The sequence below is a fragment of the Pseudomonas sp. Irchel 3F3 genome (genome assembly GCF_900187545.1).
Lineage (GTDB): Bacteria > Pseudomonadota > Gammaproteobacteria > Pseudomonadales > Pseudomonadaceae > Aquipseudomonas > Aquipseudomonas fortuita.
This window is the reverse complement of record NZ_FYDS01000009.1, coordinates 16,695-31,580: the sequence shown is the minus strand read 5'-3', so window position 1 is coordinate 31,580 and position 14,886 is coordinate 16,695. Positions and strand designations below refer to the sequence as shown.

Below are 14,886 nucleotides of genomic sequence, written 5' to 3'. Positions count from 1 at the left end.
TCCGCCCGGTGGCGGTTTTTGTACACGGGGTATGGCGGGAATCCGCCCTCCTGAATCAGAAGTGCCGGCCAATCAATCGAGGTGGAAAGTGATTCTGAACGCCGCGCCCCCCAAGGGCGAGTCCCCCAGGCTCAGCTCGGCGTCATAGCTGTCGACAATGTCCTTGACCACCGCCAGCCCGATGCCCTGGCCCGGGTGCTGGCTGTCCAGCCGCTCACCGCGCTCCAGAATGCGCTCACGCTGGTCGGCCGGCACCCCGGGCCCATCGTCTTCGATACACAAGGTCAATTGCCCGGGCGCCTGCTCAAGGCTAACCCGCACCTGGCCCAGGCTCAGGCGGTAGGCGTTTTCCAGCAGGTTGCCCAGCATTTCCAGCAAGGCGCCCTGCTCCATCGGCACTTGCGCCGCATCGGGCAGTTCCAGCGTCACGTTCACCCGCTTGTCCCGGTACACCTTGGCCAAGGTGCTGCACAGGCTATCGAGCAACGGCCGCAGCCTCACGCTGTGGCGTACCAGGCCGCTCTTGCGCAGGCTGGCACGTTGCAACTGATAGTCGATCTGCTGGCTCATGCGCTCGATCTGGCTTTGTAGCACCCGCGCCTGCTCGCGCTCACCGCTACGCTGCTGCAGGCTTTCGCCCACACCTTGCAACACCGCCAGTGGCGTCTTCAGGCTGTGCGCCAGGTCGTCCAGTGAATCGCGGTAGCGCGTGCGCTGCTCACGCTCACTGCGCAACAGACGGTTGAGCGAGCGGGTCAGGCGCAACAACTCACGAGGGTGCTCGCCGCTCAAGCCATCGCGTGTGCCCGACTCCACTTCATCCAGCTCGCGGCTCAGCCGGCGCAACGAGCGCAGGCCCCAGGTCAGGCCAGCCCATAGCAATACCATCAGCGCCAGCAAGGCAGCACCAAAGCCCAGATAGAGCTTTTCCCGCAGGCCATTGAGGGTAGCCTTGTACTCGCTCACCGGCTGCAGGGCGACAATGCTGTAAGCAGCGCTCTGCCCCCCCAGCAGCTTGATCTCAACGTCGTACACGAAGAATTCTTCGCCATCTGCCTGGTGAATGCGGGCAAATTCGTTGCCGCGCCCGTCATATCGGGGGCGGTAGTTGATGTGCCGATCGGCGGTGGCACGCGACTGCCAGACAAGGTTGCCATCGCGGTCAAAGATGTAGCCGAGCAAGCCCGTGTAAGGCAGGTTGTAGCGCTCGTCCGGCAGCAGCGTCGGCATCTGCAGCTGGCCATGCTCGATACGCGCGGCGGAAATCAGCGTGGTCACATCCGAAGCCAGGCGCTGCTCGATCGATTCCTGCAGGGCGAGGCTGAAGGCCTTCTGCAAGGCCGGCAGCAGGGCCAACATGAACAGCAATGCCAGCACGGCTGCGGCCAGCATCAGGCGTACCCGCAGCGAGCGGATCATCGGCAGCGCTCGGTGAACAGATAACCCAGGCCGCGCACGGTGTCGATGGGCTTGAAGCCATGCTCGCCCTCAAGTTTACGGCGCAGGCGGCCAACCAGTACTTCGATCACATTGGGGTCGCGCTCCTCGTCCCCTGGGTACAACTGCTCCATCAGGCGGTCCTTGGCCACCACCTGCTGATGATGGCGCATGAGGTATTCGAGAATCCGGTACTCGTAGGCAGTCAGCGCCAAGGGCTGGTCGTCGAGGGTAGCCTGCTTGCGGTTGAGGTCGAGTACCAAGGGGCCAGCAGCGATGGTCGACTGGGTGAAGCCGCTGGAGCGGCGCAACAGGGCATTCAGCCGCGCTTCGAGCTCTTCGAACTGGAACGGCTTGACCAGATAGTCGTCGGCACCGGCGGCCAGCCCCTCGACCTTGTCTTGCCAGTTGCCGCGGGCGGTGAGGATGAGAATGGGGAAGGTCTTGTCCTGGTTACGCAGGCGCGTGATCAGCTCCAGGCCACTGATACCGGGCAGGCCCAGGTCGATGATGGCCAGGTCGAAGTGGTATTGCCCAGCCTGGAACAGCGCCTCCTCGGCATCGGCGACCGCCTCGACCACATGGCCGCTTTCGCCCAAGCGGGTGTAGAGGTGATGGCGAAGCAGGGCTTCGTCCTCGACCACCAGCAATTTCATGTGCAGCTCCTTGTGTGTATTGCCTGTGCCGGCCCTTTCGCGGCTAAAGCCGCTCCCACAGGTGCTGCACACGTCTCAGGAACTGTGCGATCCCTGTGGGAGCGGCTTTAGCCGCAAAAGGGCCGGTACAGGATAACGCGGCTCGTGCGTCAGAACTTGTAGCTTGCGGCCAGATAAGTCTGCGCACTGCTGGTCAGGCGCAGGGTGCCGTCCTTGGGCCCGCCATGCGCGCCCACTTCCGTCGCGGCATTGGTGCGCAGGTAACGATAGCCCAGCTCCACCGAAGCCTTGTCGGTGATGTCCTGGATCACGCCGGCCTGCAGGCCGTAGGCATAACCGTAGTCGGTATCCCGGCTGGCCCCGGGCGAGTCCTGGGTGAGCTTGGTCATGCCCAGGCTGCCACCGCCGAACAGTTTGGTGGTATCGCCCACCGGCAGGAACAAGTCGTAGCTGCCCAGCAGGTTTTCCTGGCGCAACTTCAGGCCACTGTGGTCGCCTGAAACGTTGTCATAAGTCATGTAGTAGCGGCCCTGGTCGTTGATCTTGCCCACACGTACACCCCAGGTGTCGTCCTTGCCGATGATGCCATCGGCGTTGAGCTGGTCAGTGTTGCGCTGCAGCAGGCCGGATTTGCGAACCTTGTCGCTGGTCTGGCCGTAGGTCAGGCTGGCGAAGTTGTCGTCGGCGGCCTGGGCAGTGGTGATGCCAGCGGCACAGACGGCCATGGCGGCAAGCAGGGTGTTGAAGGTTTTCATGGCTGGATACTCCAGTTGGGTGCGCTGTTTCGGTCTGGAAGCTAGAGTAAGGAAGGCACCCTGAACCGTGACTGAACCCTGGCTGAACACCGGCTGAACGAACTGTCTGCAAGACAAGGAGTAGTAAAGATGCGTGCCCTGCTGGCCCTGACCCTGATGTGCAGCGCCGCCCTCGCCCAGGCGGCAATAGTGACCCGCGAGATCCCCTATCAGGACGCCGAGGGCAAGCGCTTGATCGGCTACTACGCCTATGATGATGCAGTCCAAGGCAAGCGTCCGGGCATCGTCGTGGTGCATGAATGGTGGGGGCTGAATGACTATGCCAAGCGCCGCGCCCGTGACCTCGCGGCCTTGGGTTACAGTGCGCTGGCCATCGACATGTATGGCGATGGCAAGCAGACCGAACATCCGCAGGATGCCCAAGCGTTCATGGCCGAAGCGATGAAAGACCCGGCGGCGGCCGCCAAGCGCTTCGACGCCGGCCTGAAACTGCTGGAACTACAGCCTTACACCGATAAGAGCAGTTTAGGTGCCGTCGGTTACTGCTTCGGCGGCAAGGTGGTGCTCGATGCAGCACGACGCGGCGTGGACAAGCTCGATGCAGTGGTGAGCTTCCACGGTGCACTGGCCACCCAGACGCCGGCCCAGGCCGGCAAGGTGAAGGCCTATGTACTGGTCGAGCACGGCGCCGCAGACAGCATGGTCACCCAAGAGCAGGTCAATGCGTTCAAAGCGGAAATGGACGCTGCCAAGGTCAACTACCAGTTCGTCAACATTCCGGGGGCCAAGCATGGCTTCACCAACCCGGATGCCGACCGCTTGAGCCATGGTGAGCATGGCGGACCGGACATAGGCTACAACAAGGCTGCGGACGAGAGCTCTTGGGCGGATATGCAGGCGTTCTTCAAGCAGGTGTTCAAATAAGGATTAGCGCAAACCTCAAGCGCTGCGCAACACCTGTGGGAGCTGGCTTGCCGGCGATGGGCTGCGCAGCAGCCCCCTGCTGTTCCACCTCCCACACCGCCGCTGCGGCTGGCACAATAGCCCCATGAACATTCTCCCCGCCTGCTGCGCCCCGCTCCAGCACCACTGGCCCTTGCCCCGCCCGCTGCCCGGCGCGGTGCTGGTCAGTTGCGCCTTCGACCCTGCCCGCCTGGCACCCGACGACTTCCAGCGCGCCGGGCTCGTGCCCAGCGCCAGCCTGCAGCGCTCGGTGGCCAAGCGCCAGGCTGAGTACCTGGCCGGTCGCGTATGCGCGCGCGCCGCGCTGCAGGGCCTGGACGGTCGCGACTACGTGCCTGGCACCCATGAGGACCGCTCGCCGATCTGGCCGGCGGGTATCCATGGCTCGATCACCCACGGTAAGGGCTGGGCCGCCGCCGTGGTCGCCGCCGAGCGCAGCTGCCAGGGCTTGGGCCTGGATCAGGAGGCCTTGCTGGATGACGAGCGCGCCGAGCGGCTGATGGCCGAAATCCTCACCCCGCCCGAGCTCGAACGCCTGGACCGCCGCCAGCTCGGCCTGACGGTCACCCTGACCTTCTCGCTGAAGGAAAGCCTGTTCAAGACCCTCTACCCGCTGACCCGCCAGCGCTTCTATTTCGAGCATGCCGAAGTGATCGACTGGTCCACCGAAGGCCTGGCTCAGCTGCGCCTGCTCACCGACCTGTCGCCGCAGTGGCGCCATGGCACAGTGTTGCAGGGCCAGTTCTGCCTGCAGGACGGCCACCTGCTCAGCCTGGTCAGCGTCTGACCTTTACAGTGGCGCCTGCTGCCGTGGCCAGTTAAGGCTGAAGCAGGCGCCACCCAGCGCTTCGCTGCGCCCCACCGTCGCACGGCCCGTGTGCCAGTAGATGATTCGCCGCACGATCGACAGGCCCAGGCCGTGCCCACCCGAAGCACGGGCGCGGCTGTCGTCCAGTCGGGTGAACGGGGTGAAGATGCGGTCCCAGAAGCCCTCGGGGATCCCGGGGCCGTCATCTTCGACATCAATACGGCACCGCTGCTGCCCCAACTGGTAGCTCACGCGCACCTCAGACGCCGCATGGCGCATGGCGTTACTGACCAGGTTCTGCAACGCCCGGTGCAAGTAGCGCGGCTCGGCCTCGACCCAGGCGCCTTCGGCATCCGCGCCCTGGCAATCGCCGCGCACTACCCGTACCTCGGCACGCAACGGCGCCAGCTCTTCGACTACCCGCGCGAGCAAGACGTCCAGGTCGACCCGCTGAAACTTCAAGGCCGGCGCGCCTTGCTCCAGGCGGGCGTAGGTCAGCATTTCGTCGACGAGCTTGTCGAGGTCCTGAATATCTCCGTCCATGCCCGCCAGGTGCTTGGCCCGCGCCTGTTCGGTGGCGGCACTTTCGATCATCTCCAGCCCAAAGCGCAGGCGCGCAACGGGCGTGCGCAACTCGTGGGATACCGCCCGCACCAGCTCCCGCTGCATGGTCAGCGAGCGCTGAAGGTGCTCGGCCATACCATTGAAGGCGGCAGCCAGGCGCCCTACCGAGTCGGCGTCACCGGCGGGCACACGGGTGTCCAGGCTGCCTTGGGCGATGCGTGTGGCGGCAATCTCAAGGCCCGACACACGGCGCTCCAACTGGCGTACCAGCAGGTAGACCACCAGACCGATCAGGCACAGGCCGAGAAAGGTAATCAGGACCAGCAACTGCGGCGGATACGGGTTTAGCTGGTACAACGGGCCGATTTCCAGTACCCAGGGCGAGCCCGCCAGCCCAGCAAACACACGAATCGAGTCGCCGTCCTTGCCCAGCGCCATGACCGTGTCGCCCTCCTCTACCCGGCGCCGCTGGTCATCGTCCAGGCTTACCCGTTCGATGCGCTGCAGGGCGACGCCAAAACCGAAGCCCTTTTCCTGCTTGATCTGTGCCAGCCGCTGCTGCTGCTCGGTGATCGGGTAGCGCACCAGTTCATCGGCCAACAGGTACAGCGTGGCCCGCGCCAGTTGCTCGCTTATCTGTTTGATCTGCGCCACCAGCATCAGGTCTTCGTGGCCAACCTTGCGCAGCACTTGCGCCGCATGCGGGCCAGTCTTTTCGACCACCACCAGGCCGCGGTACAGGCGCGCCCGCTGGCCACCGTCGAGGCTGCGCGCCGTCATCGGTTGCAGCGCCAGCGGCACGCCGAGCAGTCGCTCCCAGATCAGCAGCGAGCGCTTGCGTTCGGTTGCATTCTGCTGTGCCAGGTTGTCAGCCATCAGGCTGAAGGTGCCCTGTGCCAGTCCCTCCCGGTGCTGGGCAGCGCGCACTTCATTCACCAGGTGCAGGCTGAGCACGCCGAGCAGGGCAACCAGCACCAGCACAGCCAGCATGCCGCCGTAGATGCGCAAAAAGATCGAGTTGTTCATGGTGCCTCGCCGACAAACAGGTAGCCTTTGCTGCGCAGGGTCTTGATCAGCCGTGGCTGAAGCGGGTCATCGCCGATCTTGGGGCGGATTTTCGAGATACGTATGTCGATGGAGCGGTCCTGGCCGTCGTAACCGACGCCACGCAACGCGGTGAAGATCTGTTCGCGGGTCAGTACCCGCCCGGCGTTGCTGGCCAGCAGCCAGAGCAGGTCGAATTCGGCACCGGTCAGCTCGATCAGCTGGTCACCCAGGCGCGCTTCACGCAGGCGGTTGTCGATACGCAGGGCGCCAAAGGCCAGGCCCTGGCGCTTGCTGTCCACGGCTTCGCTGCGGCGCAGCAGAGCCTGGATACGCGCCAGCAGCAGGCGTGGGCGTACGGGTTTGCAAACGTAGTCGTCGGCCCCAAGGTCCAGGCCTTGGACCTGGTCGAGTTCGTCACTGCGTGCGGTAAGCATGAGAATCGGGCCAGGGTACTGGTTGCGCACCCGGCGGCAGATGCTCAGGCCGTCCTCACCGGGCAGCATGAGGTCGAGGATGACCAGATCGGGCTGGCTGTCGACGATGCGCCGCGCGGCCCGGGCGCCATCGCCCTCCACCGCGACCTCGAAGCCGTTGGCCTGCAGGTACTCGGCGGTGAGCTCGGCCAGCCGCTGGTCGTCTTCGACGATGAGGATGCGGGGTACGGGGTGGTCCATGGCTTTGGCCTTGTTGTTCTTGGGATCGTGTAAGGGCAGCTGAGAGTATGGCTGTAGATGGGTGGCGCCTGCGAGACCAAGCGCCGCCCGCTCGCGATGCGCCGCGCGGGCGGCGCTCGATCTCCCAGGCACCCCAGATCTTCAGACATGCAATACCGCCCCCCTGAACTGAACCGTTTTTTGTGACGGGTATCCCGCCCGAAAAAAACTGCCCAAGGGCGTCACCACGCAGAAAAATACTGCAAACCACTTGGCACAAGGCCTACAGCGAATACCCACCATTCACACACAAAGTACGCACAAGTTATCCACAGGCGCTCGCCTTGCAAAGCCCCCAATACCGCATTATCTTGTATCCCGAACGCAGCGAACCACTACATATAGGGTTTCGTGCAAAATCACACACAAAAGTCAACCCGCAAAATCAAGCGATTTTACGAGCTGAACTTCAGGTGATTTCAGCAGCCAAACCGCTCCTGCGGAGGCGACCGAGGCAAGCCCCTCCAGGGCCTTGTTCGGGTATGGGTGTTGCAGGCCAGCCCTGGCATCCATCAGCAACAGTTTTTGGGCCCTGCCCAAAACCTTTGACTTCGGCCAGGGAGCGGCAAGCTATTGCCCCTTATTCCTGAGTCTGTCCCGAAGTCGGTACGCCCGTGCGGGCGGATGCGCATGCATTGCGCATCCCCCGCCGGGTCATCGAGCAAGTGGACGGAACGGTGGGCGCCCAAAAGGCGCCTGAACAATATAGAAACTGTGGAGACACCCACCCATGCAAACCGACACAACTCGCGAGAACCCGCAGGCCAAGGTGCCGCAGGCCGCCGATTCCAACCAGGATCTGGCCGCCACCGCCCCTGGCCAACTGCGCGTGATCAAGCGTAACGGCACTGTCGTCCCTTACACCGACGACAAGATCACCGTTGCCATCACCAAGGCGTTCCTCGCAGTTGAAGGCGGCACCGCCGCCGCTTCGTCGCGCATCCACGACACCGTTGCGCGCCTGACCGAGCAGGTCACCGCCACGTTCAAACGTCGCATGCCATCGGGTGGTACCATCCACATCGAAGAAATCCAGGACCAGGTAGAACTGGCCCTGATGCGCGCCGGCGAGCAGAAAGTCGCCCGCGACTACGTGATCTACCGCGACCAGCGCGCCAAGGAGCGCGCCACCCGCGCCAACACCGACGCCGTGGTCGAGCCGCACCCAAGCATCCGCATTACACTGGCTGACGGTAGCCTGGCGCCGCTCGACATGGCCCGCCTGAACACCATCATCAGCGAAGCCTGTGAAGGCCTGGCCGAAGTCGATGGCGACCTGATCCAGCGCGAAACCCTGAAGAACCTGTACGACGGCGTCGCCATCAAGGACGTCAACACCGCCCTGGTGATGACCGCCCGTACCCTGGTCGAGCGCGAGCCGAACTACTCGTTCGTGACCGCCCGTCTGCTGATGGACACCCTGCGTGCCGAAGGCCTGGGCTTCCTCAGCGTTGCCGACAGCGCCACCCACCACGAGATGGCTGACCTGTACGCCAAGGCCCTGCCGGCCTACATCGCCAAAGGTATCGAGTTCGAGCTGCTGAACCCGGCCCTGGCCGACTTCGACCTGGAAAAACTGGGCAAGGCGATCAACCACGAGCGCGACCAGCAGTTCACCTACCTGGGCCTGCAGACCCTGTACGACCGCTACTTCATCCACAAGGATGGCGTACGCTTCGAGCTGCCGCAGGTATTCTTCATGCGCGTGGCCATGGGCCTGGCGCTGGAAGAGAAAGACAAGGAAGCCCGTGCGATCGAGTTCTACAACCTGTTGTCGTCCTTCGACTACATGGCCTCGACCCCGACCTTGTTCAACGCCGGTACCCTGCGCCCGCAGCTGTCCAGCTGCTACCTGACCACCGTGCCGGACGACCTGTCGGGCATCTACCACGCGATCCACGACAACGCCATGCTGTCGAAATTCGCCGGTGGCCTGGGCAACGACTGGACCCCGGTGCGTGCACTGGGCTCCTACATCAAGGGCACCAACGGCAAGTCGCAGGGCGTCGTGCCGTTCCTGAAAGTGGTCAACGACACTGCCGTTGCCGTCAACCAGGGTGGCAAGCGCAAGGGCGCCGTGTGTGCCTACCTGGAAACCTGGCACCTGGACATCGAAGAGTTCATCGAGCTGCGCAAGAACACCGGTGATGACCGCCGTCGTACCCACGACATGAACACCGCCAACTGGATCCCTGACCTGTTCATGAAGCGCGTCTTCGATGACGGCAAGTGGACCCTGTTCTCGCCTTCGGAAGTGCCAGACCTGCACGACCTGACCGGCAAGGCCTTCGAAGAGCGCTACGAGTACTACGAAGCCCTGACCGAGTACAACAAGATCAAGGTGTTCAAGACCATCCAGGCCAAAGACCTGTGGCGCAAGATGCTGTCGATGCTGTTCGAGACCGGCCACCCGTGGCTGACCTTCAAGGACCCGTGCAACCTGCGTTCGCCGCAGCAGCACGTGGGCGTGGTCCACAGCTCGAACCTGTGCACCGAGATCACCTTGAACACCAACAAGGACGAGATCGCGGTCTGCAACCTGGGCTCGATCAACCTGCCGAACCACATCGTTGACGGCAAGCTGGACACTGCCAAGCTGCAACGGACCGTGAACACCGCCGTGCGCATGCTCGACAACGTGATCGACATCAACTACTACTCGGTGCCGCAGGCGCGTAACTCGAACCTCAAGCACCGCCCGGTCGGCCTGGGCATCATGGGCTTCCAGGACGCACTGTACCTGCAGCACATCGCCTACGGCTCCGACGCTGCCGTCGAGTTCGCCGACAAGTCGATGGAAGCGGTCAGCTACTACGCGATCCAGGCATCCTGCGACCTGGCCGACGAGCGTGGCGCCTACGAGACCTTCCAGGGTTCGCTGTGGTCCAAAGGCATCCTGCCGCTGGACTCGCAACAGATCCTGATCGAAGCCCGTGGCCAGAAGTACATCGACGTCGACCTGAACGAGACCCTGGACTGGGCGCCGGTGCGTGCCCGCGTGCAAAAAGGTATTCGTAACTCGAACATCATGGCCATCGCGCCAACCGCGACCATCGCCAACATCACCGGCGTGTCGCAGTCGATCGAGCCGACCTACCAGAACCTGTACGTGAAATCGAACCTGTCGGGCGAGTTCACCGTGATCAACCCGTACCTGGTCCGCGACCTGAAGGCCCGCGGCCTGTGGGACTCGGTCATGATCAACGACCTGAAGTACTACGACGGCTCGGTGCAGCAGATCGAGCGTATCCCGCAAGAGCTCAAAGACCTGTACGCCACCGCGTTCGAAGTCGAGACCAAGTGGATTGTCGACGCAGCTTCCCGTCGCCAGAAGTGGATCGACCAGGCTCAGTCGCTGAACCTGTACATCGCTGGCGCCTCGGGCAAGAAGCTGGACGTGACCTACCGCATGGCCTGGTACCGTGGTCTGAAAACCACCTACTACCTCCGTGCCCTGGCTGCAACCAGCACCGAGAAGTCGACCATCAACACCGGCAAGCTCAACGCCGTTTCCAGCGGTGGCGACAGCGCCCCGGTCCAGGCAGCCGGCCCAGCGCCAGTGCCGAAGGCCTGCGCGATCGACGAGCCTGACTGCGAAGCCTGCCAGTAAGGCCTGAATGCCGCGCGGGGTGCCTACGGGCGCCCCGCGCGGCATTTTTGTATCCGCGTCACTGAGAAGCCCTGCCCTTTTCCCGCTGCGTACGCGGTTCGGTAAAAGGACAAGACCTCTCTAAAAAGGACGCAAGCCCATGGCGCGGAAAAAAGTGGCAACTACTCGCAAGATTGGTCGTAATGCTGAAACCGGTCGTTTTACCTCGGTCGAAGAAGCTCGCAAGCAGCCCAAGACACACATTGTCGAAACGCTGCACACCCACCGCAGCTAGTGTTGCCTGACCGGGCCTCATCGCCGGCAAGCCAGCTCCCACAGGTAGTGCATCGCCCTGCAGCCGGGCGCGCTGCCAGTGGGCGCTGGCTTGCCGGCGATGAGGCCCGGGCACACAACATAACCCCTCCGAAACACTATATGGTGTGCCTTAAAATTTAAACTGGCACAAGATATGGGTTGGCGCTACACTCTCCCCCCGTAGAAGAACACAGCCATTTCGTGAACGGACGCACGCAAACCCGGTCGAAAAAGTTACCCTCGCCCGCAAGACATGCGCCCCGATCGAAGGCGAATTCCGGTATACTTTGCGCCCTCTGAAAAGAGCGCCATTCATTGTCCTGGCCCCTCCCCGAGGCCTGGCCAGGTACAAGCCAGAACACATTCAGATGTAAACGAGAGTCAGCCTCTCGAGCTGTCCATTCGCCGTTACGGCCTTGCGTCAGGCATCACATTCTTTAAATCCAACCGGTTGCCCCAGGGCGACCCTCAAGCAGGAGCCAAACCATGCTGAGCTGGGACGAATTCGACAAAGAAGACGGCGAAGTAGCCGCTAAAGGCAACACCCCTGCGCAGGCCGCTGCCGCCGCCACCCTCGACAAGCTCGACAGCGCCGGTGGTGCCGCCGCCCTGGAAGCCCGTGCGGCCACCGCTTCTGACTCCGATGCCGTCAAACGTGCCAAGGCTGCCCTCGACGCCCTCGACGTTGCCGAAGGCCTGGCCGAGCTGGAAGGCTCCTCGGCCCGCGTTGCCGTAGATGAAAAGCGCATGATCAACTGCCGCGCCGACCTCAACCAGCTGGTACCGTTCAAGTACGACTGGGCCTGGCAGAAGTACCTGGACGGCTGCGCCAACCACTGGATGCCGCAAGAGGTCAACATGACCGCCGACATCGCCCTGTGGAAGAGCCAGGACGGCCTGACCGAAGACGAGCGCCGCATCGTCATGCGTAACCTGGGCTTCTTCTCCACCGCCGACTCGCTGGTTGCCAACAACCTGGCCCTGGCCGTGTACCGCCTGATCACCAACCCGGAGTGCCGCCAGTACATCCTGCGCCAGGCCTTCGAAGAGGCGATCCACACCCACGCCTACCAGTACTGCATCGAGTCGCTGGGCATGGATGAAGGCGAAATCTTCAACATGTACCACGAGATCCCGTCGGTCGCTAAAAAAGCCGCCTGGGGCCTGAAGTACACCCGCGCCATCTCCGACCCGGAATTCAACACCGGCACCGTCGAAACCGACAAAGAGCTGCTGCGCAACCTGATCGCCTACTACTGCGTACTGGAAGGCATCTTCTTCTACTGCGGCTTCACCCAGATCCTGTCCATGGGCCGCCGCAACAAGATGACCGGCGTTGCCGAGCAGTTCCAGTACATCCTGCGTGACGAGTCGATGCACCTGAACTTCGGTATCGACGTGATCAACCAGATCAAGATCGAAAACCCGCACCTGTGGGACGCGGCGATGAAGGAAGAAGCGACCCAGATGATCCTGCAAGGGACCCAGCTGGAGATCGAATACGCCCGTGACACCATGCCACGCGGCGTACTGGGCATGAACGCGGCGATGATGGAGGATTACCTCAAGTTCATCGCCAACCGCCGCCTGACCCAGATTGGCCTGAAAGAAGAATATCCAGGGACTACCAACCCGTTCCCATGGATGAGCGAGATCATGGACTTGAAGAAAGAGAAGAACTTCTTTGAGACGCGTGTGATTGAGTATCAGACTGGTGGGGCGTTGAGCTGGGACTGATTGTCCGGGCTGAACATCAGGAGGCTGCCAACTGGCAGCCTTTTTTATTGGTAGAGCAAGCCCAAGGGTGAGCGGACCGTTCTGCCTGTGTTGGCCTCTTCGCCGGTGAACCCACCGAAGCGGAGCTCTAGCTTTGAGGCGGTGTTTTACCTTGTGTTTTTGGCCTGAGACTGCCGAACCCAGCACGGGAGATTTGGCAAGGTAGCTGGCGGCCATGGCGCCAAGGAGCGCTGGATCTTAGCCGGCAAGCGTTGCGAAAAAGGAAGAGGCCTCGCCCACGCCGACAGGAGGGGTACGGCACCAACGAGGATGCCGGGACTGGACATGCCAGTCTGAGTGGTCGAGGGCGAGGCCAGATCTGAAGATAGCGCATGCTCGCGGATGGGACCACTGCTGATTTGATGCGTAAACCATGTCCCGGGTTTGAGGTGCAAGGCAGGCTATGACGGGCATGGCCCAGGCTTTGCCCTTGTTCGCGGGCATGTCCGCTCCCACAGAAGATCGCATACGGCGCGAGGGACCCAGTCGTAGTATGTCTGTACAGCGTGCACGGTAGAGCTTCTGCAGCCCGGAATTTGCGTCCTGGGACCCTAATTGCTCAGCTATCAGCCGTTGACAGCTCACCTCTCACTTGCTAATAATCGCCCACAGTTGTACGACAACACATAACAAAAACAACAATCAGTGGACGATCCCATGTCGACACCCATCCCGCTCTACCCACGTCTGTTGCACCCCCCTCTTCGCCCGGCCAGCTCGCGTACACCTGCCGGTACGTAGCGCCCGGTTACTGCGCATTCACCCCTGGCCCTGACCGGCCTGTTAACTACCCGCCCCTGCCGCAGGCCGCTTGCGCGTGCCCGGTGGACGGGCTGCCACACCCTTCGGGAGCACAACAATAATGAAAATCTGCCACACCCTGCCCTTCGCCCTGCTTGGCGCCGGGGTCATCGCCGGCCTGCCGGGCACCAGCCTGGCCGCGGGCTTTGTCGAAGACAGCAAGGCCACCCTCGGGCTGCGCAACTTCTACATCAACCGCAACTTCACCAACCCCAGCAACCCGCAGAGCAAGGCCGAGGAGTGGACGCAAAGCTTCATTCTCGATGCCCGTTCGGGGTTCACCGAGGGCCCGATCGGGTTTGGCGTGGATGTGCTGGGGCTGTGGTCGGTCAAGCTCGATGGCGGTGGCGGCACCTACGGCACGGCGTTGCTGCCGCGCCATGACGATGGCAAGCCAGCAGACGACTACGGGCGCCTGGCGGTGGCGGGCAAGGCGCGTATTTCCAAGACCGAGCTGAAGATCGGTGAGTGGATGCCGGTGCTGCCGATTCTACGCTCGGACGACGGTCGCTCGTTGCCGCAGACCTTCCGTGGCGGGCAGGTGACCTCCAATGAAATCGCAGGGCTGACCCTGTACGGCGGCCAGTTCCGCGGCAACAGCCCGCGCAACGACGCCAGCATGGAAGACATGAGCTACGGCGGCGGCGTATCGGACCGTTTCAACTTCGTCGGTGGCGAGTACAAGTTCAACCAGGACCGCACGCTGGTGGGGCTGTGGAATGCGGTGCTCAAGGACGTGTACCAGCAGCAATACCTGCAACTGAGCCACAGCCAGCCGGTGGGTGACTGGACCCTGGGTGCGAACCTGGGTTACTTCCATGGCGACGAGGACGGCTCCGAGCGCGCCGGGCAGCTGGACAACAAGACCTACTCGGGGATGTTCTCGGCCAAGTACGGCGGCAGCACGTTCTGGGTGGGGCTGCAGAAAGTCGATGGTGATACCTGGATGCGGGTAAACGGCACCAGCGGTGGGACCTTGGCCAACGACAGTTACAACTCCAGCTTCGACAATGCCAACGAGCGCTCGTGGCAGGTGCGTCATGACTTCAACTTTGTGACCGTCGGGGTACCGGGGTTGACCCTGATGAACCGCTACATCAGCGGGCGCGACGTGCATAGCGGGGGCGTGACCGATGGCAAGGAGTGGGTGCGTGAGACCGAACTGGCGTACGTGATCCAGAGCGGAGCGTTCAAGGACTTGAGCGTGAAATGGCGAAATTCGTCGATTCGGCGGGATTACAGCAATAACGAGTTCGATGAGAACCGGCTGATCTTCAACTACCCGCTGTCGCTCTTGTAACCGAGAAGACCGGCACTGATTGAAATTGGGGCCGCTTTGCCCCATCGCCGGCAAGCCAGCTCCCACCAGGCCGCAGTAATTTCCAGCCAAGTGGAGTAGCTGTGGGAGCTGGCTTGCCGGCGATAGGGGCCTGACAGGCCATAAAGAGACGCAGGCCTCATT

General features: G+C 62.6%; 10 protein-coding genes. 5 read left to right on the top strand and 5 right to left on the bottom strand.

Annotation, left to right across the window (positions count from 1 at the left end; translation table 11 throughout):
- Positions 1–72 precede the first annotated feature (72 nt).
- The 3 genes from CKW35_RS20000 to CKW35_RS19990 all read right to left on the bottom strand — a co-directional run bounded on the left by CKW35_RS20000 (position 73) and on the right by CKW35_RS19990 (position 2,848).
- On the bottom strand, positions 73–1,419 hold the full coding sequence (locus tag CKW35_RS20000) for an ATP-binding protein (RefSeq protein WP_016488679.1): 1,347 nt from the start codon (positions 1,417–1,419) through the stop codon (positions 73–75).
- Entirely contained in the window at positions 1,416–2,093 is a 678-nt protein-coding gene (locus tag CKW35_RS19995; RefSeq protein WP_016488680.1) for a response regulator, read from the bottom strand. The genes CKW35_RS20000 and CKW35_RS19995 overlap by 4 nt, the downstream gene beginning before the upstream one ends.
- 149 nt (positions 2,094–2,242) lie before the next feature.
- A complete protein-coding gene (locus CKW35_RS19990; RefSeq protein ID WP_016488681.1) occupies positions 2,243–2,848 on the bottom strand; it encodes an outer membrane beta-barrel protein in 606 nt (201 codons plus the stop codon).
- 129 nt (positions 2,849–2,977) lie between these two features.
- On the opposite strand from CKW35_RS19990, the gene CKW35_RS19985 reads away from it, so the two are divergent.
- Complete coding sequence (locus tag CKW35_RS19985) at positions 2,978–3,772, top strand: dienelactone hydrolase family protein (protein ID WP_016488682.1); 795 nt, start codon at positions 2,978–2,980, stop codon at positions 3,770–3,772.
- Between the two features lie 124 nt (positions 3,773–3,896).
- On the top strand, positions 3,897–4,598 hold the full coding sequence (locus CKW35_RS19980; RefSeq protein WP_016488683.1) for a 4'-phosphopantetheinyl transferase: 702 nt from the start codon (positions 3,897–3,899) through the stop codon (positions 4,596–4,598).
- Between the two features lie 3 nt (positions 4,599–4,601).
- Here the strand turns inward: CKW35_RS19980 and CKW35_RS19975 are convergent, their stop codons facing one another.
- Both CKW35_RS19975 and CKW35_RS19970 read right to left on the bottom strand, forming a co-directional pair.
- Positions 4,602–6,209: an ATP-binding protein gene (locus CKW35_RS19975; protein WP_016488684.1), complete on the bottom strand. Its 1,608-nt coding sequence runs from the start codon at positions 6,207–6,209 to the stop codon at positions 4,602–4,604.
- A complete protein-coding gene (locus CKW35_RS19970) occupies positions 6,206–6,904 on the bottom strand; it encodes a response regulator transcription factor (RefSeq protein WP_016488685.1) in 699 nt (232 codons plus the stop codon). Before CKW35_RS19970 ends, CKW35_RS19975 begins: the two co-directional genes overlap by 4 nt.
- Before the next feature lie 769 nt (positions 6,905–7,673).
- Between CKW35_RS19970 and CKW35_RS19965 the strand changes: the two genes are divergently transcribed.
- The 3 genes from CKW35_RS19965 to CKW35_RS19955 all read left to right on the top strand — a co-directional run bounded on the left by CKW35_RS19965 (position 7,674) and on the right by CKW35_RS19955 (position 14,724).
- On the top strand, positions 7,674–10,553 hold the full coding sequence (locus tag CKW35_RS19965; protein ID WP_016488686.1) for a ribonucleoside-diphosphate reductase subunit alpha: 2,880 nt from the start codon (positions 7,674–7,676) through the stop codon (positions 10,551–10,553).
- Positions 10,554–11,333: 780 nt separating this feature from the next.
- Positions 11,334–12,584 carry a ribonucleotide-diphosphate reductase subunit beta gene (locus CKW35_RS19960; protein ID WP_016488688.1) on the top strand — a complete coding sequence of 417 codons (1,251 nt, stop codon included), beginning with the start codon at positions 11,334–11,336 and terminating at the stop codon, positions 12,582–12,584.
- A gap of 901 nt (positions 12,585–13,485) precedes the next feature.
- Positions 13,486–14,724 (top strand): OprD family porin, encoded by a 1,239-nt coding sequence (locus tag CKW35_RS19955; protein WP_004577198.1) that lies wholly within the window; start codon positions 13,486–13,488, stop codon positions 14,722–14,724.
- The last annotated feature ends 162 nt before the right edge of the window (positions 14,725–14,886 follow it).

What these genes read in the sequence shown, in the direction of transcription:
- CKW35_RS20000 (WP_016488679.1), bottom strand. Translation starts at nt 1,419, where the DNA reads ATGATCCGCTCGCTGCGGGTACGCCTGATGCTGGCCGCAGCCGTGCTG.
- CKW35_RS19995 (WP_016488680.1), bottom strand. Translation starts at nt 2,093, where the DNA reads ATGAAATTGCTGGTGGTCGAGGACGAAGCCCTGCTTCGCCATCACCTC.
- CKW35_RS19990 (WP_016488681.1), bottom strand. Translation starts at nt 2,848, where the DNA reads ATGAAAACCTTCAACACCCTGCTTGCCGCCATGGCCGTCTGTGCCGCT.
- CKW35_RS19985 (WP_016488682.1), top strand. Translation starts at nt 2,978, where the DNA reads ATGCGTGCCCTGCTGGCCCTGACCCTGATGTGCAGCGCCGCCCTCGCC.
- CKW35_RS19980 (WP_016488683.1), top strand. Translation starts at nt 3,897, where the DNA reads ATGAACATTCTCCCCGCCTGCTGCGCCCCGCTCCAGCACCACTGGCCC.
- CKW35_RS19975 (WP_016488684.1), bottom strand. Translation starts at nt 6,209, where the DNA reads ATGAACAACTCGATCTTTTTGCGCATCTACGGCGGCATGCTGGCTGTG.
- CKW35_RS19970 (WP_016488685.1), bottom strand. Translation starts at nt 6,904, where the DNA reads ATGGACCACCCCGTACCCCGCATCCTCATCGTCGAAGACGACCAGCGG.
- CKW35_RS19965 (WP_016488686.1), top strand. Translation starts at nt 7,674, where the DNA reads ATGCAAACCGACACAACTCGCGAGAACCCGCAGGCCAAGGTGCCGCAG.
- CKW35_RS19960 (WP_016488688.1), top strand. Translation starts at nt 11,334, where the DNA reads ATGCTGAGCTGGGACGAATTCGACAAAGAAGACGGCGAAGTAGCCGCT.
- CKW35_RS19955 (WP_004577198.1), top strand. Translation starts at nt 13,486, where the DNA reads ATGAAAATCTGCCACACCCTGCCCTTCGCCCTGCTTGGCGCCGGGGTC.